27 protein-coding genes are annotated in these 26,230 nt (G+C 54.2%); 7 read left to right on the forward strand and 20 right to left on the reverse strand.

Annotated elements, in window-relative coordinates:
* Nucleotides 1-35 precede the first annotated feature (35 nt).
* On the forward strand, nt 36-2,174 hold the full coding sequence (nrdD, locus tag M2374_RS11660; RefSeq protein WP_115259574.1) for an anaerobic ribonucleoside-triphosphate reductase: 2,139 nt from the start codon (nt 36-38) through the stop codon (nt 2,172-2,174).
* A 121-nt stretch (nt 2,175-2,295) separates the two neighbouring features.
* Complete coding sequence (gene nrdG / locus M2374_RS11665; protein ID WP_096759476.1) at nt 2,296-2,760, forward strand: anaerobic ribonucleoside-triphosphate reductase-activating protein; 465 nt, start codon at nt 2,296-2,298, stop codon at nt 2,758-2,760.
* A gap of 3 nt (nt 2,761-2,763) precedes the next feature.
* Here nrdG and M2374_RS11670 read toward each other — a convergent pair whose 3' ends face one another.
* The 13 genes from M2374_RS11670 to pmbA form a co-directional block, all read right to left on the reverse strand.
* On the reverse strand, nt 2,764-3,048 hold the full coding sequence (locus M2374_RS11670; protein WP_181688517.1) for a type II toxin-antitoxin system RelE/ParE family toxin: 285 nt from the start codon (nt 3,046-3,048) through the stop codon (nt 2,764-2,766).
* The gene (locus tag M2374_RS11675) at nt 3,038-3,280 is read right to left on the reverse strand and encodes a type II toxin-antitoxin system RelB/DinJ family antitoxin (protein WP_115259576.1); all 243 of its coding nucleotides are present in this window, start codon (nt 3,278-3,280) and stop codon (nt 3,038-3,040) included. The genes M2374_RS11670 and M2374_RS11675 overlap by 11 nt, the downstream gene beginning before the upstream one ends.
* A 77-nt stretch (nt 3,281-3,357) precedes the next feature.
* Nucleotides 3,358-5,271 carry a BglG family transcription antiterminator gene (locus M2374_RS11680; protein ID WP_174360792.1) on the reverse strand — a complete coding sequence of 638 codons (1,914 nt, stop codon included), beginning with the start codon at nt 5,269-5,271 and terminating at the stop codon, nt 3,358-3,360.
* Nucleotides 5,272-5,292: 21 nt separating this feature from the next.
* Nucleotides 5,293-6,033, reverse strand: a complete 741-nt coding sequence (locus M2374_RS11685) for a 2-dehydro-3-deoxy-phosphogluconate aldolase (RefSeq protein ID WP_174360793.1) — start codon at nt 6,031-6,033, stop codon at nt 5,293-5,295.
* Nucleotides 6,030-7,148, reverse strand: a complete 1,119-nt coding sequence (locus M2374_RS11690) for a DgaE family pyridoxal phosphate-dependent ammonia lyase (protein ID WP_146717607.1) — start codon at nt 7,146-7,148, stop codon at nt 6,030-6,032. The genes M2374_RS11685 and M2374_RS11690 overlap by 4 nt, the downstream gene beginning before the upstream one ends.
* Complete coding sequence (locus M2374_RS11695; RefSeq protein ID WP_181688519.1) at nt 7,132-8,265, reverse strand: amidohydrolase/deacetylase family metallohydrolase; 1,134 nt, start codon at nt 8,263-8,265, stop codon at nt 7,132-7,134. Before M2374_RS11695 ends, M2374_RS11690 begins: the two co-directional genes overlap by 17 nt.
* 113 nt (nt 8,266-8,378) lie before the next feature.
* Nucleotides 8,379-9,023, reverse strand: coding sequence for a DUF4310 family protein (locus tag M2374_RS11700; protein WP_096758519.1), 645 nt, complete (start codon nt 9,021-9,023; stop codon nt 8,379-8,381).
* An 11-nt stretch (nt 9,024-9,034) separates the two neighbouring features.
* Complete coding sequence (locus tag M2374_RS11705; protein ID WP_096758520.1) at nt 9,035-9,811, reverse strand: DUF4311 domain-containing protein; 777 nt, start codon at nt 9,809-9,811, stop codon at nt 9,035-9,037.
* A 22-nt stretch (nt 9,812-9,833) separates the two neighbouring features.
* Nucleotides 9,834-10,133 (reverse strand): DUF4312 family protein, encoded by a 300-nt coding sequence (locus M2374_RS11710; protein WP_096758521.1) that lies wholly within the window; start codon nt 10,131-10,133, stop codon nt 9,834-9,836.
* Nucleotides 10,134-10,135: 2 nt separating this feature from the next.
* Entirely contained in the window at nt 10,136-10,498 is a 363-nt protein-coding gene (locus M2374_RS11715) for an SFCGS family glycine-rich protein (protein ID WP_096758522.1), read from the reverse strand.
* A gap of 10 nt (nt 10,499-10,508) precedes the next feature.
* Nucleotides 10,509-10,829 carry a glycine dehydrogenase gene (locus tag M2374_RS11720; RefSeq protein ID WP_096758523.1) on the reverse strand — a complete coding sequence of 107 codons (321 nt, stop codon included), beginning with the start codon at nt 10,827-10,829 and terminating at the stop codon, nt 10,509-10,511.
* Nucleotides 10,830-11,173: 344 nt separating this feature from the next.
* On the reverse strand, nt 11,174-11,560 hold the full coding sequence (gene cybC / locus M2374_RS11725; RefSeq protein ID WP_096758524.1) for a cytochrome b562: 387 nt from the start codon (nt 11,558-11,560) through the stop codon (nt 11,174-11,176).
* An 80-nt stretch (nt 11,561-11,640) separates the two neighbouring features.
* A complete protein-coding gene (gene pmbA / locus M2374_RS11730) occupies nt 11,641-12,993 on the reverse strand; it encodes a metalloprotease PmbA (RefSeq protein ID WP_096758525.1) in 1,353 nt (450 codons plus the stop codon).
* Nucleotides 12,994-13,088: 95 nt separating this feature from the next.
* On the opposite strand from pmbA, the gene yjgA reads away from it, so the two are divergent.
* Nucleotides 13,089-13,640 (forward strand): ribosome biogenesis factor YjgA, encoded by a 552-nt coding sequence (gene yjgA, locus M2374_RS11735; protein WP_115259582.1) that lies wholly within the window; start codon nt 13,089-13,091, stop codon nt 13,638-13,640.
* Between the two features lie 99 nt (nt 13,641-13,739).
* Here yjgA and mpl read toward each other — a convergent pair whose 3' ends face one another.
* Nucleotides 13,740-15,119: a UDP-N-acetylmuramate:L-alanyl-gamma-D-glutamyl-meso-diaminopimelate ligase gene (gene mpl / locus M2374_RS11740; RefSeq protein ID WP_115259583.1), complete on the reverse strand. Its 1,380-nt coding sequence runs from the start codon at nt 15,117-15,119 to the stop codon at nt 13,740-13,742.
* Between the two features lie 175 nt (nt 15,120-15,294).
* Here mpl and fbp point away from each other — a divergent pair, with 175 nt between their 5' ends.
* Nucleotides 15,295-16,293: a class 1 fructose-bisphosphatase gene (gene fbp, locus M2374_RS11745; protein WP_096758530.1), complete on the forward strand. Its 999-nt coding sequence runs from the start codon at nt 15,295-15,297 to the stop codon at nt 16,291-16,293.
* A 38-nt stretch (nt 16,294-16,331) separates the two neighbouring features.
* Here fbp and M2374_RS11750 read toward each other — a convergent pair whose 3' ends face one another.
* The 5 genes from M2374_RS11750 to ytfQ all read right to left on the reverse strand — a co-directional run bounded on the left by M2374_RS11750 (nt 16,332) and on the right by ytfQ (nt 21,511).
* Nucleotides 16,332-16,844 carry a DUF2569 domain-containing protein gene (locus M2374_RS11750; protein WP_096758531.1) on the reverse strand — a complete coding sequence of 171 codons (513 nt, stop codon included), beginning with the start codon at nt 16,842-16,844 and terminating at the stop codon, nt 16,332-16,334.
* 78 nt (nt 16,845-16,922) lie between these two features.
* Nucleotides 16,923-17,924: a galactofuranose ABC transporter, permease protein YjfF gene (gene yjfF, locus M2374_RS11755; RefSeq protein ID WP_096758532.1), complete on the reverse strand. Its 1,002-nt coding sequence runs from the start codon at nt 17,922-17,924 to the stop codon at nt 16,923-16,925.
* Nucleotides 17,911-18,933 (reverse strand): galactofuranose ABC transporter, ATP-binding protein YtfT, encoded by a 1,023-nt coding sequence (gene ytfT, locus M2374_RS11760; protein ID WP_181689147.1) that lies wholly within the window; start codon nt 18,931-18,933, stop codon nt 17,911-17,913. Before ytfT ends, yjfF begins: the two co-directional genes overlap by 14 nt.
* 13 nt (nt 18,934-18,946) lie before the next feature.
* Nucleotides 18,947-20,449, reverse strand: coding sequence for a galactofuranose ABC transporter, ATP-binding protein YtfR (gene ytfR, locus M2374_RS11765; protein ID WP_181688520.1), 1,503 nt, complete (start codon nt 20,447-20,449; stop codon nt 18,947-18,949).
* A 105-nt stretch (nt 20,450-20,554) separates the two neighbouring features.
* On the reverse strand, nt 20,555-21,511 hold the full coding sequence (gene ytfQ / locus M2374_RS11770) for a galactofuranose ABC transporter substrate-binding protein YtfQ (RefSeq protein ID WP_096758535.1): 957 nt from the start codon (nt 21,509-21,511) through the stop codon (nt 20,555-20,557).
* Nucleotides 21,512-21,820: 309 nt separating this feature from the next.
* Between ytfQ and ppa the strand changes: the two genes are divergently transcribed.
* The 3 genes from ppa to M2374_RS11785 all read left to right on the forward strand — a co-directional run bounded on the left by ppa (nt 21,821) and on the right by M2374_RS11785 (nt 25,720).
* The gene (gene ppa / locus M2374_RS11775) at nt 21,821-22,348 is read left to right on the forward strand and encodes an inorganic diphosphatase (RefSeq protein WP_005134479.1); all 528 of its coding nucleotides are present in this window, start codon (nt 21,821-21,823) and stop codon (nt 22,346-22,348) included.
* Between the two features lie 206 nt (nt 22,349-22,554).
* On the forward strand, nt 22,555-23,625 hold the full coding sequence (locus tag M2374_RS11780) for a YncE family protein (protein ID WP_181688522.1): 1,071 nt from the start codon (nt 22,555-22,557) through the stop codon (nt 23,623-23,625).
* 85 nt (nt 23,626-23,710) lie between these two features.
* Nucleotides 23,711-25,720 carry a TonB-dependent receptor domain-containing protein gene (locus M2374_RS11785; protein ID WP_135912674.1) on the forward strand — a complete coding sequence of 670 codons (2,010 nt, stop codon included), beginning with the start codon at nt 23,711-23,713 and terminating at the stop codon, nt 25,718-25,720.
* A gap of 163 nt (nt 25,721-25,883) precedes the next feature.
* On the opposite strand, the gene M2374_RS11790 is transcribed toward M2374_RS11785, so the two are convergent.
* Entirely contained in the window at nt 25,884-26,228 is a 345-nt protein-coding gene (locus M2374_RS11790) for a gamma-glutamylcyclotransferase (RefSeq protein ID WP_096758538.1), read from the reverse strand.
* Nucleotides 26,229-26,230 lie beyond the last annotated feature (2 nt).

The raw sequence follows: 26,230 nt of genomic DNA on the forward strand, positions 1-26,230 counted from the left end.
TGTTCTTATAATGTTCTTATAAATATGGAGTGATCATGACACCGCATGTGATGAAGCGTGATGGCTGTAAAGTGCCGTTTAAATCAGAGCGCATCAAAGAAGCCATTCTGCGTGCAGCTAAAGCAGCGGGAGTCGATGACGCAGATTACTGTGCCACCGTCGCAGAAGTCGTTAGCAGCCAGATGAATGAGCGCAGCCAGGTCGATATCAACGAGATCCAGACAGCGGTGGAAAACCAGCTGATGTCTGGCCCGTACAAACAACTCGCCCGTGCGTACATCGAATATCGCCACGACCGTGATATCCAGCGTGAAAAACGTGGCCGCCTGAACCAGGAAATTCGGGGTCTGGTTGAGCAAACCAACTCCGCGCTGCTGAACGAAAACGCCAACAAAGACAGTAAAGTGATCCCAACCCAGCGCGACCTGCTGGCCGGTATCGTCGCCAAACACTATGCGCGCCAGCACCTGTTGCCGCGTGATGTAGTTCAGGCACACGAGCGCGGTGATATTCACTACCACGATCTCGATTACTCGCCGTTCTTCCCGATGTTTAACTGTATGCTTATCGACCTGAAAGGCATGCTGACGCAGGGCTTTAAGATGGGTAACGCGGAGATTGAGCCGCCAAAATCCATCTCCACGGCGACCGCGGTCACCGCACAGATTATCGCCCAGGTTGCCAGCCACATTTACGGCGGCACCACCATTAACCGTATCGATGAAGTTCTCGCGCCGTTCGTCACCGAGAGCTTTAACAAGCACCGTAAAACCGCAGAAGAGTGGCAGATCCCGGATGCCGATGGCTATGCACATTCCCGTACCGAGAAAGAGTGCTACGACGCATTCCAGTCCCTCGAGTATGAAGTGAACACGCTGCATACCGCCAACGGCCAGACTCCATTCGTCACCTTTGGCTTTGGCCTGGGGACCAGCTGGGAATCACGATTGATTCAGCAGTCTATTCTGCGCAACCGCATTGCCGGTTTGGGTAAAAATCGTAAAACCGCCGTGTTCCCGAAACTGGTGTTCGCGATTCGTGACGGTCTGAACCACAAGTTTGGCGATCCGAACTACGACATCAAACAGCTGGCACTGGAATGCGCAAGCAAGCGTATGTATCCGGACATCCTGAACTACGATCAGGTCGTAAAAGTGACCGGTTCGTTCAAAACCCCGATGGGCTGTCGCAGTTTCCTCGGCGTATGGGAAAACGAGAACGGCGAACAGGTTCACGACGGGCGTAACAACCTTGGCGTGATTAGCCTCAACCTGCCGCGTATTGCACTGGAAGCACACGGTGATGAAGCCACCTTCTGGAAACTGCTGGACGATCGCCTGGTGCTGGCGCGCAAAGCGCTGATGACCCGTATCGCGCGTCTGGAAGGCGTAAAAGCGCGCGTGGCGCCAATCCTGTATATGGAAGGTGCCTGCGGCGTGCGTCTGAAAGCCGACGATGATGTGTCTGAAATCTTTAAAAACGGCCGGGCGTCGATCTCTCTGGGCTACATCGGTATTCACGAGACCATCAACGCGCTGTTTGGCGAAAAGCATATGTACGACAGCGAGCAGCTTCGCGCCAAAGGCATCGCCATTGTTGAACGCCTGCGTCAGGCCGTCGATAAATGGAAAGACGAAACCGGCTATGGCTTCAGCCTGTACAGCACGCCAAGTGAAAACCTGTGCGACCGCTTCTGCCGTCTGGATACCGCCGAGTTTGGCGTAGTGCCGGGCGTGACCGACAAGGGCTACTACACCAACAGCTTCCACCTCGACGTGGAGAAAAAGGTTAACCCGTACGACAAAATCGATTTCGAAGCACCGTATCCACCGCTGGCGAACGGCGGCTTCATTTGCTATGGCGAGTACCCGAACATTCAGCACAACCTGAAAGCGCTGGAAGACGTCTGGGATTACAGCTATCAGCACGTGCCGTATTACGGAACCAACACGCCGATCGATGAGTGCTACGAGTGCGGCTTTACCGGTGAATTCGAATGCACCAGCAAAGGCTTCACCTGCCCGAAATGCGGTAACCACGACGCTGCTCGCGTGTCAGTCACCCGTCGCGTCTGCGGTTATTTAGGCAGCCCGGACGCACGTCCGTTTAACGCCGGTAAGCAGGAAGAAGTGAAGCGCCGCGTGAAGCACTTAGGTAACGGGCAGCTCGGTTAATTTCCGTTTGCAAAGACCGTAGGCCTGATAAGACGCAATCGCGTCGCCATCAGGCATCACAATGTTGCCGGATGGCGGTGCAAGCACCTTATCCGGCCTACATTCTTTCTGGACATCCTCTATGCGATATCATCAATATTACCCCGTCGACATCGTCAACGGCCCCGGTACGCGCTGCACCCTGTTTGTGTCTGGATGCGTGCATGAATGCCCAGGCTGCTATAACAAAAGCACCTGGCGTCTGAACTCCGGCGAGCCGTTTACCAAAGAGATGGAAGATAAGATCATTGCCGATCTCAACGATACGCGGATCCCTCGCCAGGGGATCTCGCTGTCCGGCGGCGATCCGCTGCATCCGCAAAACGTGCCGGATATCCTGAAACTGGTGCAACGCATTCACGCTGAGTGTCCGGGGAAAGACATCTGGGTATGGACCGGCTACAAGCTTGATGAACTTAACGCCGCGCAAATGCAGGTGGTGGATCTCATCAACGTGCTGGTCGATGGCAAATTTGTACAGGATCTGAAAGACCCGGCGCTGATCTGGCGCGGCAGCAGCAACCAGGTGGTACATCACTTGCGATGATCGCTAAAGCCGTTTGTTTGCATCGTGATAGACGGCTGAATGTTCTCGCTTGCCTACCGCGACAACAAACACAATCACAACTTCATCCCGAACCTGGTACACCAGACGATAGCCGGACGATTTAAGCTTAATTTTATAGCAGTCAGGAAGACCGTTTAAACGGGCAGAGTCAATTCTGGGGTTCAATAGCACATCAACCAACTTTTTCTTAAGCTGAGCCTTCACTGTATCGCCCAGCTTATGCCACTCTTTTAAGGCCCTCGGGTCGAATTCCAGTTCATAAGTCATCCAGACTAACCTTGATTCCCTTTTGCGGACTAGACAGCCTCTCCCGAACTGTCTGAATCAGTGCATCTTCACTATCGCTAAGAGTGACGGTTTTCACTGGCATGCGCCCCGTTTCCGCGACGTACTGGAACAGTAATCGCACGGCTTCCGTTGGAGTAATGTTCAGTTTATCCAGCACGGCATAAGCCTCATTTTTGAGTTTGTCATCCAGACGGACGTTCAGCGTGGCCATTATGCCTCCGGTAGAATCGAATGTGTAATGCAGTTTAGCATTACATTCGCATTACATCGAATTATGGATAACACCTCTCAAAAACGACTGACGCACTCCATGGCAACCGTTTTGAACTCGGTAAAATTCTGACACGCACAGAGCCGCGTCATAGCGCGTTCACGCAGGAAGGTGACGAAAATATCGTAGATGGCCATCGCTTCTTCATACTCGCTTTTACTGATGGCCAGCAAGAAGATCACGTGGGCGGTTTCGTCTCCCCAGGCGATGCCCTGCGGGGCGAGCACCGTATAGACCACCGTTTTTTTAGCCAGCAAACCGAGGGAGTGCGGCAGGGCAATGCTATCACCCAGCAAGGTGCTGACGATGGCCTCGCGCTCAACGACGGAGTCGAGAAACTCCGCATCGACAAAGCCTTCATCGTGCAGCTGGCCGCATAACGTGTTGAACAGCGTCTGTTGATCCATCGGTTCGTCAATAATGCGAAAATGGGCGGCGTCGAAGAATTTGTTCAGCATCCACGGGCGGGTGCGATCCACCAGCACCAGCTTACCAATTTGCTCCAGCTGATAATCAGTGGGGAACGGGGCGATCATCACCACGGGCTTATCTTTTTCATTTATTCGTGCGGTAGAAATCACGAAGTCTTCGCTGATGGCGTCCCGTTGTTCGTAGTCGCGCAGCGTCACGGTGCCGACAATCTCAATCTGCGGATATTTACGCGCCAGCACCGCTTCAATCATGCGCGCCATGGCGTTTCCTGCGTCACAAACCAACAGCACACGAGGCTGTCGCTGGTAACCGATGTTGTAACTACGTTCCAGCCCAACGCCAATGTGCAGCACGAGGAAGCCAATCTCATTTTCGCTAATGGTATACGGGGTGTATTTCCCCCACCCCGACACGGCGGCCAGCGTCATATCCCATGCCATCGGATAGTGCTGTTTAATATTTTCCAGCAGCGGATTGGGGATCATGATCTGGTAGCGTACCCGGGTGATCATGGTCTTAATATGAGTCAGTAGATCGGCATGCAGTTGCCGATCGTTCATCAGGTTGTAATTGTACTGCGTGTTGATAAAACGCAGGATGTAATTGACCAGCGCTTCGTCATCGTCGGCGTTAATCGCGCTGGGGGCGATATCCTGTACCTGACGGGCGGCGATATGTACCTTCAGCCAGTTCTCCTCAAACACGGAGAGTGGTTTGTCTGCCAGTTGGTGCAGGACTGAAGCAATTTCCCGCGTCGCCAGGCACACCTCATGTTCCACCTCTTCTGCGGTAAATTCCGGCAGCGGATAGCCCTCGCTAATCCGGCGTACCGCCACCGCACAATATAAGCGCAGAAAGAGTTCACCTTCGTCGGTCAGGCGAATATGAAAGCGGGTGAAAATATCCTGTAAAACCGGCTGCAGCTGTTGCGGGACGCCCGCATTGAGCGCCTCTTCCATCACCAGCGGATGGGCCGGATCCTGCTGCGCCAGCATCCACAGAAGATCGGTCAGACAGGCGCGGATCGCCATCTCACTGCCAAACAGCTTCATCCCATGTCGGGGGCGCGTTTCCAGCGTCAGTCGATAGCGTTGCAGGTGCTCACGCACGTCTGCCATGTCGTTTTGCAGCGTCGCCCGGCTGATGAACCATTCATCAGCTAAATCTTCCAGCTTCAGCGAAAAAGCCGATGTCAGAAAACGAACCACCAGCCAGTGTACCCGCTCCTGGCTGGTACGCGGAATGCGCAGCAACCGCTCGGGCTGCTGCGTTTGTAATGTCTGGTAGCGTGCCGGATCGTCAATTTTCAACTGATAACCGTTGCCCCGGCTAAGGACAAACTGCGCGCCATACGGGGTGAGAAGCGCGTTCAGCGCGGTAATATCCGCCCTGACCGTGCGTGTGGAAACCGACAACCGCTGCGCCAGCTCATCCTGCGGCAGCGCCTCGCTTTGCAGCATGCCAAACAGCTGCGCTAAACGTTGGTTGGGGAATCGCACGTCAGTTTCCTCACTAGTCAGTTAACCTACGCAGGCCCGGGTCATTGCCAGCAGCTGGCGCACATCGTCAGGCCGGGTGTTGCCGCTCACCTTATCAATAATAGAACTATAAATGTGAGGAATGATTTTGCTCACGCCGGCATCAAGGGCAATCTGCAGAATCTCAGTAAAGTTGTCCAGGTCGATACCGCCCGTAGGCTCCAGCCAGAAGTCATGCCGGGCGCAGGCTTCAGCCACCGCCTGATATTCGTCGCGGCATTGCAGACCGCCCATCGGAAAGTATTTAATCGAGCTGCCGCCCATGTCTTTCAGCAGTGCAATGGCGGTTGCCACCGGTACCACACCATCTGCTGACTGGCTGCTGAGCGGGCCGGTGGAGATCTTCACCCAGCCCGGCGTACCGGTTGGCGAAACCAGACCGTTGACCACCGTTTGAGATTGCCCCAGCAGCGCCCGACTGGTCGCCACGCCGGTAAACACCTGATTGACGTGCTGCGGCTGCACCTGACGAGAAATTTCACTAACCATCGCCGACTGGTTCGGATCGCCCGCCCCGAGACCAACGGACAGCGCATTGTCGATAAGCGCCGCGTATTCACGCATATCCGCCACCGCGCTTTCAACGCTCGGGTAATTTTTGGACAGCACACCGACCAGCACATGGCCTTCGGCCGCCGCGTAAATATCACTGGCGTTCTCTTTTGACCCCGCCAGCACGTTCAGGCAGACGCGATCGCGATAAAAGTTAGGCGTCAGTTTCATACTTTTTTCTCCTGCCCGGTCACGTCCGCAATACGACGCGCCACTATCTCCAGCTGCGCGCGGTCTACACTGCGCACGTCCGCTTCAATAATGCCTTCGTTGGCTTTGTAGCCGCGGAAGTAGATCGCATACTCGCCCTGCTTAAGCGCCTCAACCAGCTCGCCGGTGGCGATCCCGGTTACCGCTTCGTCAAACTTAATTTCGGTACGCGCAATGTCGCGCCCTGCGCTGTCCCACACCACCCGCGCACTGACGCCATTGAAGGTATTCAGCGTATTAATAAACGGCGTCATTTTTTCGACCATCTCTGCACCGCTCTCTTTCTGCGCGCTGAGGTACAGTTCGATGGCGCAGGTCAGCCCGAGAATGCCCTCTTTGCCGACCTTCATCGCCCGGCCAATACCTGCCGTCTGGCGTTTCACCCACTCCACATATTGTGTTTTACCAATCACCAGGCCGCTGGTTGGCCCTTCGATCGCCTTGGCGCCGCTGTAAATCACCAGGTCCGCACCGACACGGTAGTAGCACTGCAAATCTTCTTCCGCCGCTGCATCCACAATCAGCGGCAGATTATGCGTACGTGCGACCACGGCGGCCTGCTCTACGCTGAGCATGCTTTTTTGTACGCAGTGGTGCGATTTGATATACAGAATGGCTGCCGTGCGCGGCGAGATGGCGGCTGTCAGCTGCGCCGCCGAGCATTCATTGGCGTAGCCGGCCTCGACTAACTTGCCGCCGCCAAGCGCCACCATGCTGCCAACCGGTGCGCCAAAGTTGACGTTATGGCCGCGAGGCAGCACAATTTCGTTGTTGTCAATTGGTGTGGCGTGCAGGTTTTCCAGCAGCCAGTCGCTGTCTTTTACCAGCACAGCCGCCACTGACAGGGCAATCCCCGCCGAGGCACAGGACACCACCGTGGCGCCTTCCACCTCGAGCAACTTCGCGATGTAGTCTCCGGTTTTATTGACCAGATCTTTCATTTCGAAGTACTGATTCATCCCCGCCATCGCGGCCTGTACCACTTCGGGTCGCGGCGTAGAGACCCCAAGCGCCGTCATGCGACCAGAGGTATTAATAACCTGTTTTAAATGGTATTTCTCAAAAATCGAAGGCATGTTCCGCGCTCCCTTGTTCGGTCATATAGCCCTTGCCCGCACGTATTGCGGCAAGCGGTACCAGCAGTTGTTCAGCCTGCAGGCTGTCGTTTTCGGCATCGACCAGCACGGCGGGCTGGCGCTTCAGCGTAAAGAGGGTGAGATCGGCATCCAGACCGACCTGAAGTCGGCCTTTATTTTTCAGGCGCAGGCCGTCGGCGGCACTGGCGGTCACGCACTCAATGACCTGCGGGAGCGACATACCGATGGCGAGAAATTTCGACATTACGTTGGCCAATGAATGCACCGGGCCACTGATGCGGTTGCGGCAGTAAATATCTGAGCTGATGGTGTGCGGCAAAATGCCTAAGCTGATGGCGCGTTTCGCCACCGCAAAGCTCAGACTGGCGGTACCGTGTCCAACATCGAGGCGTACGCCGCGCGAAATCGCCCGCGTTACCGAGGCCCGTAATTCGCCTTCTGGCGTCAGAATACGGTTCGGTTTGCCGTTATAGCAGTGGGTAATAATGTCGCCCGCTGTCAGGCGTTCGGCTACCTCATCCAGATCCGGCGGGTTGTTACCGATGTGCACCATTAGCGGCAGGTCACCATTCTGCGCTTGCATGGTTTTGGCGTGGTCCAGCGGGGTAATGCCATTTTCACCGACCACGCTGCTGCTCATCCGCGCCTTCAGGCCGACAATAAAATCCGGGTGACGTTGCACCGCCAGCTTCACCGCGTCAGCGTCGATATTAGCCATATTGGCCAGCTCGTTTTGCGCAATCAGCCCCACGCGGGAAATATTCAGCAAGGCATAAACATCGGTGGTCGCTTCACGGGTTAAGGTATAGAAATCATCAATATCATCAGCGCCGGTGCTACCGGCATCCACCACCGTGGTGACGCCGGTGGCAATCCCGATGCTGTCAGGCTGGTCATGATAAATCGGGGATTTCGGGTAGCAGTGGACGTGAGAATCAATCCACCCGGCGCTGACGTAGCACTCACCGCGTAAATCGACGGTTTTCACCGCCGGATCGGTTATCTCGCCCAGCGCCGCAATTTTGCCGTCCTTGACCGCAATATCGCTCACCGTATCGTCTACCAGACGCGCATGGCGCAGGAGTAAATCAAACATCACACTCTCCTGTAGAAAGAGGAAATCGGTTGCCGGATGGCGACATAAATGTCTTATCCGGCCTACAACGAGTACGATGCTGTAGGCCTGATAAGCGCAGCGCCATCAGGCAATTAGCTAATCGCAATCGGGAAGATGGAACCGAGGATCATGGCCCCAAGGATCGCACCGCCGGTGATCGGTTTCTGCCACAGGTAAAACAGCAGCGCCCCGGCCAGAGAACCGACGCCGATAGGGATGGAAGCCGTCATCGCGCTGAGGATGATCAGCGGTCCAAGGAAGCGACCTGAGGCGTTACCGGCTCCCATCATCACGTCCGCCCCGTAGGTCGAATCGCTCTGATTGATGGTGAACTTACGCGCCAGAATGATGATGTAGCCAATTGCCAGGCCAATCACCAGACCGGTGACCAGCGAGGCAGCAAAGTTAGCGACCGGGAAAATAATGCCAGCCCCCAGCAGCAGTGCCGGCACGCCCAAACCAACGCCGGTCTGGATGGCCCCGCCGATGTCCAGGATACCCACCAGCGAACCTTCAATAATGCGGGCAAACAGGAAGCTCGCACCAAACGCCGCTACCGCCCCGTAAGAACCGGTGTCCATTCCCGCTTTCAGCATTGCCACAAAGGCCACTTCGTTAAACGCACCGATGCCATACAGGTAGTACATGTGCGTGCCGGCAAAGACGCCGGAGGAGAGCAGGCCCACGAAGATCGGGAACGACCAGTCGGCGAACCAAAAACCTTTATTCTGTTCCATTGTGGCCTCCGTTATTTGCCGCTGAGTGAGTTGTGGATCAGTTCCAGCCAGTTCGGCACGGTCAGATGGAAGGATTCAATCATCTTCATATCGAAGCCGCGGAAGAAACCACTCAGCACGAACAGCGCCACGATAGCCACCATCATCACTTTAGTGACATGGTTCCAGCCACTCTCTTCGACGCCTTTACCAATCAAAATACCGAGCACCAGACCCGGTACGGCGTTGCCCATTATCAGCTGCGCTGCGCCGCCAAAGACGGTCGCCCAGAAACCCGATTTCTTGCCAGCATCGATTGCCGCCAGCCAGAAGATCACCGGCATCACGGTGTTGACCAGCAGGTTTGCCGCCGGTACCAGCACCTTCACGGCAGTAACCTGCAGCGCCGCCGGTACGGATGACGCGGTCAGGTTCAGGAAGGTCACGACAATCATGCCAATCACGCCACAGGCAATCGCCATGCGTCTGGGGTCATGCAGCGTCTCACCGACATTACGGTTTTTAAGCATCAATGCCGCCGCACCCCAGTTAGGGATGATGCGGTGGTCAACGTCCTGCGTGAACGCCCCCGCCGCAACGGATGAAGCCCAGGCGTTAAAGAAGAAGCCCAGGCCGAATGAGAAGTGAGAAGCAGGATCCCCTTCACAGGAATTCAGCTCCCCCAGAGTACGAAACGCGCCCATCCCCTGAGAGGTAGGCGCATGAAACATGCGTGCAGCCCCAGCGCCGACACCTACGCCAACCAGCGCGCCGATGATGAGCGATTTTATTAATATTATCAGGAACATAATTATGCCTTTTAATAGTGAATCAGCGTTGCGTGACGAAATCCACCTTCTCAAGATTGATGGCAGTCACGTTGACGGTCACATCCAGCTCCACGCTGAAAGTGCGTCTTTCGCGGCGCAAAAAGAGGAATAAAAACGCCTCTTTACGCACCGTTTCACGCGCTTGAACAACCTGCACATCCTGTGGCTCAATACGCAGTAAGATATGCGGTGACCCTTTCATCACCGCGGCCTGAACGTGGTTCAGGGCATCGGCAAAGGCGCGCGCTTTGGCGTCACCCTTACCCGTGACTCTCACCGTTGTGGTGAATTGCTCTTTCATACTTAAGCGCCGTATTTCTTTTGCCACGCCTGCACCAGGCGCTCGCCGAGCTCTTCTTTGTCCATAAAGCCGAATCCCAGCACGTTACAACCTTCGTTGATGGCGGTGACGCCCTCTTCAACCGAGCGCATACCGTATTTGGCTTTGTAACCATATTTGGTCTGCGCGGTGATAGCCCCCGCGCCGCCGCTGCCGCAAAACGAAATGCCAAAGGTGGCGTTTTCCGCTTTCATCATGTCACCCAGCTTCATATCTGCCGCCACGCCCGGTACCACGACCGCACGACCGCCTGCTTTCTCAACGCCTGCCGCCACTTTCTGGCCTTTACCCAGACGATCGCCAATCACCACAGTAATCTGTTCCATCTTGTGCTCCTTAAAGGTTCTCTTTTGCGACTTCGAAATGTACCGACAGCAGCCAGGCCTCTTCTTCAGGAAGGTTGCCAAACTCCGCCACGATGTCGCGGGCAAGTGCCATTGATTCGGCAGATATTTCATCAAATAAGCTGGCATCGACTTCAGGTAGCGGTTCACCCGTCACCGAGCGGTGCGCCATGGCGCGAACATGCGATGTCAGCATTTGTTCCTGTACGGCATTGGGAATGATGTGGCGTGCGCGCAACAGGGCATACACCTGCGCCAGCATGCGTTCGGCCAGTTCACCAGACGGTGTCACCGATTCCCCCCTGTCATTCATTACCGCTCCGTTATTCACTCGTCATACCCCACTAATGGCTCTAAGCGTAAACTAACGGTGGAGGTTAAAAGTTTGTAGCGAGTTGTTTTCCACTTCGAAGTGGAAAGGTGAGCAACGATAGTGATCTGTGCCGCAAAAAGGGCGGGATTGGTTATTTATCGCCTGGATAACGTGATGGGGATCGCACGAGATAGCAGGGAAACCGCAAGTGGCAGGAAAAACGGGTTGGCGTTAAAAGTTAAAAAATGTGATGGGTATAGCGTTTACTTATGGGGGGCGGTGCCGGATGGATACGCTGTCGCGTCTTATCCGGCCTACGACGTCGCGCAGGCCGGATACATAAATTAACGGTACTTCTTATGGTAAGCGTTGCGGGTGGTTTTTAGCTCTTCCGCTGCCGCTTTCGCCTCTTTGACTTTACCTTCGTTCGCCAGTTTTAACGCGCCGTCGATCTGGCCGATTAGCGTGTCAAAGCCGTGACGGAAATCTTTCATCTCCGGGCTGTCCGGGGATTTAGTTTCCAGCTTCGGTGGCGTTCCTTTTTGTGCATCCTGCGCGGCTGCACGCATTTTGGTTAACGCGTCTTTCAGTTCAGTTGCGTTATCCGTTTTTTCCACGATTTTCAGGTTGTCGTTGAGGATCCCCATATCGTCTTCGAGATCGGCTGCAAACGCAGATGAACCTAAAACCAGCGTTGAAGCCGCGACGATCGCTAACAGGTGTTTACGCATTGCTCACTTCCTTTTTTATTATTAAGAATAACGCCAGATACCCGTAATAATTCACGCCGCAGCTCGAAGTATGACGGGTATTACTGCCCGGCGATTTTCATCTCCGGCAGTAGCACAGAACCACACTGTATATTACTGCGCGTTTCAATATCGTTACCGACGGTGACAATATTGCGCCACATGTCTTTCAAGTTACCGGCGATGGTGATTTCACTCACCGGGTACTGAATTTCACCGTTTTCGACCCAGAAACCCGCCGCGCCGCGCGAATAATCGCCGGTGATACCACTCACGCCCTGCCCCATCAGCTCGGTTACGACCAGACCAGTGCCCATCTCTTTGAGCAACTGCTCGAAGCTTAGACCTTGTCCGGGAATACGCCAGTTATGAATACCACCGGCATGACCGGTGCTTTTCAGTCCCAGCTTGCGGGCAGAATAGTTGGTCAGCAGCCACTGAGTCAGGACGCCGTCTTTGATAATATCGCGACGTTCCGTACGCACGCCTTCGCTGTCGAACGGCGAAGAGGCCAGCCCTTTCAGCAGATGCGGGTGTTCTTCAATGGTCAGCCATTCCGGCAGAATTTGTTGGCCCAGCGAGTCCAGCAGGAAGGTAGATTTACGATACACCGAGCCACCGGCAATGGCCCCGACCAGGTGTCCGAACAGGCCGGTCGCCACTTCATTGGCGAAAATAACCGGTGCTTTCATTGTGGACAGTTTACGCGGTGACAGACGGGATAAGGTGCGGCGCGCACAGTCGGCCCCCACCCATTCCGGCGTTTGCAGATCGCCGATTGCGCGGCCAATGGTGTAGGCGTAGTCGCGTTCCATATCGCCATTTTCTTCGGCGATCACGCAGCTGGAGAGAGAATGACGCGTGGAGCAGTAGCCCTGCAGCATACCGTGGCTGTTACCAAACACTTTGATGCCGTAGTGGCTGTTAAAGCTGCCACCTTCGGTGTTAGTAATGCGCTTATCGGCCTGCAACGCCGCTTGTTCAGCACGTGCCGCCAGTTCGATGGCTTCGTCAGGCGAGACTTCCGCCGGGTGGAACAAGTCTAAATCTGGCGCATCAAAGGCCAGCAGTTCTTTATCCGCCACGCCTGCGCACGGGTCCGGCGAGGTGTAACGAGCAATATCCAGCGCAGCCTGCACGGTACGCGCAATCGCCTGTGGACTTAAATCGGTGGACGACGCACTACCTTTACGGTTCTGGTGATACACCGTAATGCCCAGCGCCCCGTCGCTGTTGAATTCTACGTTCTCCACTTCACCATAACGGGTGCTGACGCTAATACCCGTCGTCTTGCTTACGGCGACTTCTGCACCGTCCGACTGAGCTGATGCTAATTCCAGTGCTGTCGAGACTGCTTCTTCCAGAATCTTACGCTGCGCTTCAACTTGTGAGATTACTTTCATCGCAAATGCCATAATGTAGAGAGAGTTTCTCTGAAGTCTAACAGAGAACCGTTTTTCAGTGCGCATCTTAACTGGTAACATTAGCCTCTTTTTTTAAGGAGCCTGACATGACTAAGCAGCCCGAAGACTGGCTCGACGACGTTCCCGGTGATGACATCGAAGACGAAGACGATGAAATTATCTGGGTCAGTAAAAGTGAAATAAAACGTGACGCCGAGGAGTTAAAGCACCTGGGCGTGGAACTGGTAAAACTGGGGAAAAACGCGCTGGATAAAATCCCGCTCGATGCGGATTTACGTGCCGCCATTGAGCTGGCTCAGCGTATTAAGATGGAAGGCCGTCGCCGCCAGCTGCAGCTGATTGGCAAGATGCTGCGTCAGCGCGATGTCGATCCTATCCGTCAGGCGCTGGATAAGCTGAAGAACCGTCACAACCAACAGGTTGTAATGTTTCACAAGCTGGAGCAGCTGCGCGATCGTTTGATCGTTGAAGGTGATGATGCGGTAGCGGAAGTCCTCAGACTGTGGCCGCACGCCGATCGCCAACAGCTTCGTTCTCTGGTTCGCAATGCGAAGAAAGAGCAGGAAGGCAATAAGCCGCCGAAATCAGCACGTCAGATTTTTCAGTATTTGCGTGAGTTGGCAGAAAACGAAGTCTAATTTCTTCGTATGCTGAAAGTGCCGGATGGCGGCGTAAACGCCTTATCCGGCCTACAGTCGATCGTAGGCCCGGTAAGCATTGCGCCACCGGGCATTTTTTTACTCTTCGGCTTGTGCCTGTGCTTTCTTCGCCAGGCCGTCCAGCAGTTTTTGATGAATACCGCCAAACCCGCCGTTGCTCATCACCAGAATGTGATCGCCAGGCTGCGCGGTTTTCACCACCATGTCCGCCAGCGCGTCAACATCACCGCTCCAGTGAGCAGGCTGCACGCAGGCTTCCGCGACTTCCGATACCAGCCACGGAATGTGCGGCGGTTGCAGCAGGAACACTTCATCTGCACGACCTAACGACGGCGCCAGATCGTCTTTGCACAGTCCCATTTTCATGGTGTTAGAACGTGGTTCCAGCACGGCAATAATGCGCGCCGTGCCACCGACTTTTCCGCGCAGCGCGGCGAGCGTTGCCAGAATCGCCGTCGGGTGATGGGCGAAATCGTCATACACCGTCACGCCATGGGCTTCGCCGCGCAGTTCAAGACGTCGACGTGCGTTAATGAATGAACCCAGCGCATTGGCGGCATCCGCAGGCTGAACACCAACGTGGCGAGCGGCAGCAATAGCCATCAGGCCGTTGTGCATGTTGTGTTCGCCGACCAGGCCCCACTTCACTTCGCCCACTTTTTCACCGTCTAACAACACTTCCCATTCGGAGGCATCGGTCGTCAGTTTCTTCGCCTGCCAGTGACCTTGCTCACCAACCAGTTCCTGTTCGCTCCAGCAGCCCATCGCCATCGTCTGTTTCAGATTGATGTCGTTTTCCGGGTAGATGATGCGTCCCTGACCCGGCACGATACGTACCAGATGGTGGAACTGTTTCTGAATGGCTTTCAGATCGTCAAAGATATCCGCGTGATCGAACTCAAGGTTGTTGAGGATCAGCGTACGCGGGCAGTAATGTACGAATTTGGAACGCTTATCGAAGAATGCGCAGTCGTACTCGTCCGCTTCAATAACGAAAAAGTCGCTTTCACCCAAACGCGCAGAAACCTCGAAGTTCCCCGGCACACCGCCGATGACAAAGCCTGGCTTATAGCCGCAGACTTCGAGGATCCAGGTCGCCATTCCAGCCGTGGTGGTTTTGCCGTGAGTTCCCGCCACTGCCAGCACCCAGCGATCGCGCAGCACAAAGTCATGCAGCCACTGCGGGCCAGACATGTACGGAATGTTCTTCTCCAGCACCGCTTCCACGCACGGATTACCGCGTGTCATGGCATTGCCAATGATCACCAGGTCCGGTTGCGGGTCGAGCTGGCTGGCATCGTAACCCTGAATCAGTGAGATGCCCTGCTTCTCAAGTAAGGTGCTCATCGGCGGATACACATTGGCGTCCGAACCCGTTACTTCATGACCGAGCGAGCGAGCCAGCATCGCCAGACCGCCCATGAAGGTGCCACAAATTCCCAAAATATGAATGCGCATACGTCACTATCCTTTTTTAATCTGGGGGTCATTTTACGCACATGTCAGGCAACTGAGAAACGCATTTCAGGATAATCCGCAGTTTGCTGGCGCGATTCACCTAAGCGCGAGGGCTGAAATATTTGTTAAGATTATGGCGGTCGCTTTACTCCATACAATTTGCAGGGAAAGTGTTATGAAAACGTTAGGTGAATTTATTGTCGAAAAGCAGCACGAGTTCTCTCATGCTACCGGTGAGCTGACTGCTTTGTTATCGGCAATAAAGCTGGGCGCCAAGATCATCCACCGCGATATCAACAAGGCCGGTCTGGTCGATATCCTGGGTGCCAGCGGTGCTGAGAACGTGCAGGGAGAGGTTCAGCAGAAGCTCGATCTGTTCGCGAACGAAAAACTGAAAGCTGCACTGAAGGCACGCGATATTGTGGCGGGCATCGCCTCTGAAGAAGAAGATGAAATCGTCGTCTTCGAAGGCTGTGAACACGCAAAATACGTTGTACTCATGGATCCACTGGATGGTTCATCGAACATCGATGTTAACGTCTCTGTCGGCACGATCTTCTCGATTTATCGTCGTGTCACCCCTGTCGGTACGCCGGTAACGGAAGAGGATTTCCTGCAACCGGGCAACAAGCAGGTGGCGGCGGGCTACGTCGTTTACGGTTCATCCACCATGCTGGTGTATACCACCGGTTGTGGCGTACATGCGTTCACCTACGATCCTTCTCTGGGCGTATTTTGCCTCAGCCAGGAGCGCATGCGTTTCCCGGCCAAAGGCAGCACCTACTCCATTAACGAAGGCAACTACATCAAATTCCCGAATGGCGTGAAGAAGTACATTAAGTTCTGCCAGGAAGAAGATAAAGCCACCCAGCGCCCGTATACCTCGCGCTACATTGGCTCTTTGGTGGCGGATTTCCACCGCAATCTGCTGAAAGGCGGGATCTATCTGTACCCGAGCACCGCCAGCCATCCGGATGGAAAACTGCGCCTGCTGTACGAATGCAACCCAATGGCCCTGCTGGCCGAGCAAGCGGGCGGCAAAGCAAGTGACGGTAAAAACCGTATTCTGGATATCATCCCGGAGAGCCTGCACCAGCGTCGTTCATTCTTCGTCGGTAACGACCATATGGTTGAAGACGTTGAACGTTTAATCCGTGAGTTCCCGGACGCGTAAGACTCAGACGCCGGAGCAATCCGGCGTCCTTTACGTGCTTAGTTGACGAAGGTCAGTTTGACTCGTTTTGATACGCGGAAATACGGTATCCAGATAAGGATCTGGGCCGCGCAGGAAACAAACGCTTTTATATCGTCAGTGCTCAGCCCCACGCCATAGAACGTGGCGCCCAGCCAGCTGTCCATCGCGTAGTAAAGCGTGGTGCCTAAAATGAAGGCAGTATAAAACTTGGGTAGCTGACGTTTCTTTTTGAAAAACAAAAACGTCGTGTAAACCAGCAGCATTAAGAGAACGGCCATACAGACGAGTTCAAAAATAACCAGCGCACTCACGTCCGTTTCAGTGTGCAAAACAAACATCGCCACACCGAAAAAGCCAATGACCCCAGAAATGACGGACATCACCAGCGTCACCGCCGGTAAATAAAGCCAGCCGCCAATTCCCGTATATTTTTTATTCTCACAACGCGTGCAATGGGTATCCGGAGGCAGTACGTTCTCCCCACAGCTGGCGCATGCTGTCGGTAGCCCTTCGCCTTCGATTCCTTTCATGCTTTTGATTCCATTAAGTAAGTGTAGCCTCCTAGTGTATACGCATTACCCGCTATACGCGAAAAACAGCCCACGACATCATTTTGACGCGCTCGTGGTATTCACCCGTGTGACCGGTGAACTTTGGCGGTTTTCCCATAGCACCGTCAGACCGCGCTGTAAGGCGATAAAAACAAACAGCAGAATACCGATGGCGATCTTCGTCCACCATGAGCTTAATGTGCCGTCAAAGTTAATGTAGGTCTGAATCAATCCCTGGATTGCCACGCCAAACAGGGTGCCCAGCACCGTGCCCACGCCGCCGCTCAGCAACGTACCGCCGATCACCACCGAGGCAATGGCATCCAGCTCGACGCCGACGCCTGCCAGCGCATAACCGGCCTGGGTATAAATGGAGAAGACAATCCCGGCCAGCGTCGCCAGCCCAGTAGAAAGCATATAGATGCGGATTGTCGTGCTGCGGGTCGAGATCCCCATCAGGTTAGCTGACGTCGCGCTACCGCCAATGGCGTACACCTGATTGCCAAAGCGTGTACGGTGCGCAAGGAAGATACCGATCACCACGACGCCCAGCATCAACAGTCCCATGGCGCTCAGACGACCACCGCCGGGGATCTTCCAGGCAAGGCTGGAGAGAGTGTCATAAATCGGGTGGTTGATCGGGATAGACTCTTCGGAGACCAGATAGCTGACGCCACGCAGAAAGAACATTCCCGCCAGCGTAATAATAAACGCCGGGATCTTCAGGGCATCAATCAGTAACCCCATAAAGGCGCCAAACGCGCAGCCCATCGCCAGAACCAACGGGAACGCCAGCAGCGGGGAAATCCCCCAGTAACCAATGGCTTTTGCCAGAAATACGCCGGTAAAGGCAATCACCGAACCGACGGAAAGATCGATGCCGCCGGAGAGGATCACGAAGGTCATACCCACGGCGATAATGCCTAAAAAGGCGTTGTCGGTCAGGATATTGCAGATCACGCGCGTTGAGGCAAAGGCCGGGAACTGCGTCAGGCAATAGAGGTAGCCCAGCACAAAGACGCCAAGGGTGATCATCAGCGGTAAGTTACGTTTTATCATTACCACGCACTCCTTTTATCAGGCTGATAAAGCGTTGCGACTGGACGACCAGCACGCACAGCACCACAATGGCTTTAACCACCTGGTTGAGCTCCGGCTGGAAGCCAGACAGTAAAATCCCGGTGTTCATGCCCTGAATAATCAACGCCCCCACCACCGACAGCAGCAGGTTAAATCGCCCGCCCATCAGCGAACCGCCGCCGATCACTACCGCCAGAATGGCATCCAATTCCAGCCATAACCCGGCGTTGTTGGCATCGGCTCCGCGAATATCCGCCGTGACGATAATCCCGGCAATGGCCGCGCACAGACCGCTCAGCACATAGGTGAGCATCACAATAACGCGGGTATTCACCCCGGCATTTTTCGCCGCCCGAATGTTGATGCCGACCGCCTCAATAAACATACCCAGCGCCGTTTTACGCGTCAGCAGCCAAAAAGCGACCAGCGTTAGCAGCGCGATGATCACCGGCGTCGGGAACAGCAACAGCGATCCGCTACCGAACCATGACAGATCGGGCGAGTTAAACGTGACGATCTGCCCGGAGGTGATCAACTGCGCTACCCCGCGCCCGGCCACCATCAGGATCAGCGTGGCAACAAACGGTTGGATCTTAAGGATGGCCACCAGAACCCCGTTCCATAATCCCGCCAGGATACCGGAGCCTAACGCCGCAAGCAGGACCACCGGGAGGCTGTGCCCGGCAACCGTCATCGCGGCGGTGGTTGCCCCCGCAATGGCCATCACCGCGCCAACGGAAAGATCGATACCGCCGGTGGCAATCACCAGCGTCATGCCAATCGCCAGCAGCGCCACGGGCGCGGCGCGGTTGAGAATATCAATCGGGCTGCCGAACAGACGGCCATCCTGCAAAATCACCTGATAAAAGTGCGGGGCGACCAGGCTGTCAACCAGCAGCACCAGCAGCAGCGCCACCAGTTGCGGCATGCCCTTCGGCCAGCGAAATCGTCGTTTCGCGGTGTTGGATTGAGGGAGAGATTGAGGCATCACAACAGTCTCCTTAGGCCGCAATGGCGTTTATGATTGCCGGTACGGACAGTTCAGCCAGCGGGATCTCGGCCACCTGTTTGCGATCGCGCATGATAATGACCCGATCGGCGTAACCCACCAGTTCTTCCAGTTCAGAAGAGATCACCAGCAGCGCCAGACCGTCGGCGCACAGTGTCTCGATCAGGCGAATGATCTCGGCGTGCGCCCCAACGTCGATCCCACGCGTGGGTTCATCGAGGATCAAAAACTGCGGTTTAGTCAGCAGCCAGCGCGACAGCAGAACTTTTTGCTGATTACCGCCGGAGAGAAACTCGATCGGCTGTTCGGCGTTGGGGGTGCGGATACCCAACTGGCGGATAAAACGCTCGGCAATGTCATTTTGCTCTTTGCGCGGAATCGGCCGCAGCCAGCCGCGCTGTGCCTGCAGGGCCAGGATGATATTTTCCCGCACCGAGGCGGCAGCAATAATGCCGTCCGTTTTCCTGTCTTCCGGGCAGAAGCCGATCCCCAGACACGAGGCCTGATGCGGCGATCGCAGGGTCTGCGGTTTGCCTTTGATCAGCGCACTGCCGCTGTCGGCAGGTTTAATGCCAAAGATCACTTCTGCGGTTTCTGTACGTCCCGATCCCAGCAACCCCGCCAGGCCGACGATCTCGCCGGGACGGACCTGCAGATCGAACGGTGCGATCGTGCCTTTTTTGCCAAAACCACTGAAGGCCGCCACCGGTTTGTCACTCAGCAACGTGCGGCCCGCACGCTGCAACGCGTGGGTATCCAGTTCCCGACCGAGCATCATCTTCACCAGTTCGATCTGCGGCAGTTCGCGGGTTTCGCGACAGCCGACAAAGCCGCCGTTACGCAGAACGGTGATCCGATCGCTGACTTGATAGACCTGATCGAGAAAATGGGTAACGAAGATCAGGCTGACGCCGCGATCGCGCAGATGCCGCATCAGACCGAATAGCATGTCGACTTCCTGGGTATCCAGGCTGGCGGTGGGTTCGTCGAGGATCAATACTTTCGCCGACAGATCGATAGCCCGGCAAATGGCGACAATCTGCTGCATCGCCACCGAAAAACGGTTTAACGGCTCGCGCACATCAAGGGAAAAACCGTAGGAGGCCATCAGCTCCGTAGCACGCTTTTCCATTTGCTTGCGCTGCAGCAGGCCAAAGCGTCGCGGCTCGCGGCCAATAAACAGGTTATCTGCCACTGACATATTGGGCAGCAGGTTCACTTCCTGATACACGGTGCCAATCCCCAGTTGCTGGGCATGGGCGGTATTCTTGGGTGAGATAGCCTGGCCTTCAAGCCAGATGGTGCCGCGATCGGCGTGGTAAACGCCGGTCAGCGCTTTGATCAGCGTCGATTTACCGGCTCCGTTTTCACCGAGCAACGCCATAATCTCGCCACGCCGCAGGCTGAAATCCACGTTATCCAGCGCTTTGACGCCAGGAAAAAATTTACTTAACCCTTCGGTGCGAAGGATTTCCTGATGTTGGTCGGTGGTCATGGTATTCCTCCGGCATTACGCCGGATGGCGCTACGCTTATCCGGCCTACAAAAGCGCTTAATGTAGGCCGGGCAAGCGCAGCGCCCCCGGCATTTTCATGAAGGCTTAGTAGCCCATGTTTTTCTTCTTCTCTAGCTCTTCTTTCGCGGTATCCGGCAGATAGAGGATAGATTTGGTAATGGTCAGCTTCTCAGGCATGGTGCCGTCTTTTTTGAATTTCTCCAGCGCGTCAAAGGCTGGACCGGCCATGTTTGGCGTCAACTCGACGCTGGCGTTGGCTTCCCCGTCAATCATCGCTTTATAGATATCCGGCACGCCGTCGATAGAGCCAGTCAGAATGTCTTTGCCCGGTTTCAGACCCGCTTCTTTGATTGCCTGAATCGCCCCGATCACCATGTCATCGTTGTGGGCGTAAACCATACAGATGTTCTTGCCGTTGTTTTCCGCTTTGATAAAGCTCTCCATGACTTCTTTGCCTTTACTGCGGGTAAAGTCGCCGGACTGAGAGCGGATAATTTTGATGTTTGGTGCCTTGGCAATGGCTTCAGCAAAGCCTTTTTTACGGTCAATCGCCACGCTGGCACCGACGGTTCCTTGTAGCTCCACAACGTTACACGGCTTGCCGTTCACTTCTTTAATCAGCCAGTCGCCAATCAATTTGCCTTCCAGCACGTTGTCGGCCGTCACGGTGGTCATATAGAGAGATTTGTCTTTAACATCGATGGAACGATCGAGCAAAAAGACCGGGATCTCGGCATCTTTCGCTTCTTTTAATACCGGCTCCCAACCAGTTGCTACCACTGGCGCAATGAAAATAGCATCCACGCCCTGCGCCACGAATGAACGTACCGCTTTAATCTGGTTTTCCTGTTTTTGCTGGCCGTCGGCAATTTTCAGCGTAATGCCGCGCTTCTCGGCCTCGCTTTTCGCTACGTTGGTTTCTGCTGCACGCCAGCCGGATTCAGACCCGACCTGCGAAAATCCTACGGTTAAAGGGGCGGCCATCGCCATAGATGACATGGCTGCCGAAACTGCTGTGACTAAAAGTAAGCGCTTCCACATAAGTGCGTCCTCGTAGGGTGATTATTGTTGATTAATAAACCGTCGCGAAAAAACTATAGACAATCGAGCATGTAACGGATTGCGTTACATCACACTTCAAAAAAGTAAATAAAACGTTAATCACAAGTTTGTAATCGCTTTCATTACCCTATGAAAAATGCAGCTGAAGTTATGGATTTTTCTGTCATTAAGACAGGGGGAAAAAGCGAAAATCCGAGGTGGCAAATCGAAAACAAGCGGAGACATTCAGCGCGAGTTGGCTATAATACCCGCCACTTGTTTGCCATAGCATATTTAAAGGAAACAGACATGAGCTTACTCAACGTCCCTGCCGGTAAAGATCTGCCGGAAGATATCTACGTTGTTATCGAGATCCCTGCGAACGCAGATCCGATCAAATACGAAGTTGACAAAGAGAGCGGCGCCCTGTTCGTTGACCGCTTCATGTCCACTGCGATGTTCTATCCGTGCAACTACGGTTACATCAACCACACCCTGTCTCTGGATGGCGACCCGGTCGACGTTCTGGTCCCGACACCGTACCCGCTGGAGCCAGGTTCAGTGATCCGCTGCCGTCCGGTTGGCGTACTGAAAATGACCGACGAATCCGGTGAAGATGCGAAACTGGTTGCGGTACCGCACACCAAGCTGAGCAAAGAATACGATCACATCAAAGATGTGAACGACCTGCCGGACCTGCTGAAAGCGCAGATCACTCACTTCTTCGAGCATTACAAAGATCTCGAAGCAGGCAAATGGGTGAAAGTTGACGGTTGGGACAACGCTGAAGCCGCTAAAGCTGAAATCGTTGCATCCTTCGAGCGTGCGAAGAAATAAGTTCGCCTGAGCTCAAAACCCTGAACGCCAGCGTCTGGTTAGTAAGGGTTTTTTACTTCTCATTTTCCCTCTCTTCGTTTTTCCTTTCTCCGCTGTTTTCTTTTTGACCTACCAGATTGGGTAGTCACATTTTGCTCATCTTATTTGCGAATGAGACTAGATCTCATTATCATTCGCAACACGTAAATAAATGTGAATAAACGTCAATGAACCTCCACACTGTGAAGTCCCTGAAACACTATTCCGCCGTGGCCCTCGCCACAACATTGTTATTTACCAGCCTGCCCAGCGTGGCAGAGATGCTGTCTGAGAAAGATTTCCTGACCCGCGACGTCGGTAACGGGGTGTATGAGTTGGCGGTTGATGGCCAGCAGAAGGCGCTTTTTGCCGCCTCTTCACCGTCGTTTGATAAAGACAAAACCCGCGGGGTTATCTACAAACTCGATCTGGAGAAACTCACCACCACCGAAGTCATCGAAACCAGCCGCCGGGCGTTTGCTACCGCGCTGGATGAAGAAAATCAGGTGCTGTATGTCGGTAATACGCTGGAAGGTTCGGTGACGATTATCGATACCCGCAGCGGTAAAGAACGGGTGATACTGCAACTGAGCGATACCAGCAACCCGAAGGAAATCATCCATACGCGTGAAATGGTGCTGGATAAGCAACATCACCGCCTGTACGTTTCCGGCGTGGCTGAAAAAGGCGTTATCTGGGTGGTGGATACGCAAAAGCGTGAAAAAATAGCCACCCTTGAAAATATGGGCGAATACCCGACCGGCATGGCGATTGATGCTACAAACGATCGTCTGTACGTGGTGAACGGCAGAAACGAGCTGATTACGCTGGATACCACCCGCCACAAAATAATTAACCGTTTTTCCGTTGAACCCGCTAAAAAGCATTTCTTCCTGAATATCGCCCTTGATAGCAAAAATAATCGCGCGTTCCTGACCGATCCTGATTTAGCCGATGTTCTGGTTGTCGATATTCATACCGGAAAAGTCATTGCCCCAATCAAAGTCATTAATTCACTGGCCGTTCTCTATAACGAGACGCGTCAGGAAGTTTATATTACACACCGCAATGCCAAGCAGGTCAGCATTGTCGACAGCAACACCTATCAGGTAAAACACAGCATTGAAACCAATGCGTTACCTAACAGCCTGGCGCTTTCGCCGGACGCTAACACCTTATATGTCAGCGTAAAACAGCCGGAAAAAATGATTGGCGTCAAGCCCGACTACGTGCTGAAAATCGATTTATCTCAATACTAATAATCAAAAACTATTTTGCACCTTGTCGCCATGTTGCGCGGCAAGGTGGCGCTTTTATTTTTTTACTTTTCAGGTGTCTTATATTATGAAAACGCGTCAACTTATTACGCTGACAGGGATCGTTGCATTCTCAGGCGGGGTTATTTTTCCCGCGCAGGCCGAAGAATTAACGGAAACCTCACGCAATAGCGAAGATGAAATGGTGATTACGGCGTCCGGTTTCTCGCAGCAAAAGCGTGAAGCCCCGGCGACTATTTCAGTTATCGACCGTAAAACGCTGGATATTCAGCCGGACCGCAACGTGGGGGAAGCCATTAAAAATATTCCCGGCGTCTCGGTGTCGAACAGCAGCGGCATGAATGCTGGCAGCATTATGATCCGCGGCATGGACCCGTCCTATACCGCCTTCATGGTGAACAGCGTCAAACAAAATACCGGCCAGTCACGCCCCTATGGGCACGACATCGGCACCGAAGCCAACTTCTTACCGCCAATGGAAGCCATTGAGCGCATCGAGGTTATTCGTGGGCCGATGTCATCATTGTACGGTTCCGATGCCATCGGCGGCGTGGTTAACGTCATCACCAAAAAGCCGTATGGGGCGAAAGACTGGACGACGGCAATTGCCGCAAATACCTGGCTTCAGGAACACCAGTATCTCGGCAATACCAGTCAGATGAATCTGTTCACCATGGGGCCAATTATTCCCGATGTTCTCGGCTTAAGCGTGGCTGCCGACTGGCTCGACCGTCGCGACGACGATCGGAATAATTACTTCGGCAAACATAACCGCAAATCCGTGGATATGACGCTGGGTCTGGCCGCCAGCGAAAATAACCTCTTCGATCTCAACGTTGTCACCGGCGAGCAGGAAAAAAACCGCACCCAGAAACGCGGTGCGCCGTGGTCATGGTTATATGATCGTAACGCCGCCACCCTGACCCATACCGGCTGGTATGCCGACGATACGATCGCGACAACTAACTACATTAACTACGAAAAAGGCCGCTCAAAATACGTTTATGACGGTCAGTCACCGCAGTATGTGCAGATGGAAAACTACGTCGCCAATTCACAAACCACCTTCACGCTCGACACCCATAAGCTGACCGTCGGGGCGAACTTCACCCGCGAAGAGTTAAACGACCGGTTTGATGTCGCCAACAAAACGCTGCCAGGCTCGGAGCCTGTTACCAAAATCAGCCGCAACGGTTGGGCGTTGTTCGTGGAAGACGGTTGGAGCATCAACGATTTCATCCTGACGACCTCCGCGCGTATGGATCAGGACGATAACTTTGGTACGCACATTACGCCGAAAATGTACGGCAACTGGGCATTCAACGATGCCTGGGCGCTGAAAGGTGGCGTCTCCGCCGGGTATAAAAAGCCGGAACTGCGAGCCACCTCCAGTAACTTCGTCACCCCTTACGGTTCAACCGTGCCCTACCCCTTCCTGACGGTCGGCAATGACGACTTAAAACCGGAGAAAAGCGTTAACTCTGAGCTGGGTCTGTACTGGACGGGCGATGTGTTGTCGCTCGATGGCACCGTGTTCTATACGCAATTCAAAGACAAGATTGCGGAACAAACCATTTGTGAAACCACGGCGACCAACCAGTGCTCAGTCAATGGCTACAACGCCGACTCGGTGAGTAAATACTTTAACGTCAGCGAAGCCGATGTGTACGGCGTCGAGCTCAACGCCGACTGGCAAATTAGCACCGACGTCAAAGCCAATGCCAACTACACCTACAACCACAGCGAGCAGAAAAGCGGCGTCAACAAAGGCTACGCGCTGAACGATTACCCGCGTCATATGGCGAACTTGTCGCTGAACTGGACGGCGACGCAAAGCCTCGACGTGTGGAGTACGGTGAACTACCGCAGCAGCAACCGCAACAGCGGTAATAACAACAAGTACGATGATTACACGATGGTGGATGTGGGCGTACGCTACCAGTTGAATAAGCACACACAGCTGATGGCGGGGGTCTACAACGTGCTGGATGAGGATCCGAAACTCACGACCGCATGGAGTGAGTCCGCTCAGGTGGAAGGACGCCGCTATAACCTTGGCGCGCGCGTGGAGTTCTAAATCCTAAAAACAACGCCACCCGAGGGTGGCGTGTTATACCTGTCGTCTTTCAAACTGCCTCTGCGTTGGCTTTTCTCGCTTACCCCAGTCACGTACTGATGTACGCTCCTGGGGATTCTCTGCGTCGCCGCCTTGATGCAACTCGAAATCCATCAGGTATATGTTAGTACTTGTCGCGGTCTAACCAGTTACCGCTTTCTATCAGCGTTAACCCATCTACCGGACGTTGATATACATACATCCATGCACTTCCGTAAGGCGTCTGAATTAACTGGCGTGCGTACTCTCCGCCGCGCGAGCGCAGCGCATCAAGCTCTGCCAGCGTGGCGTTATCAATACGATAAACTTCCCCGTGTACCGTTCCGTTTCCCGGAACCGCGCCTGGATAGTGGCCCAGACTGTACAACTGGTAGTTATCGATGCTGAAATTACCCAGCAACTGGGCGTTGGTCATCCAGTGGCTGTTACCTTGCTTGGTACGTAAACTACCATAAACAAATATTCGCATTG

It is taken from the genome of Citrobacter sp. JUb117 (assembly GCF_024809055.1).
GTDB lineage: Bacteria > Pseudomonadota > Gammaproteobacteria > Enterobacterales > Enterobacteriaceae > Citrobacter > Citrobacter gillenii.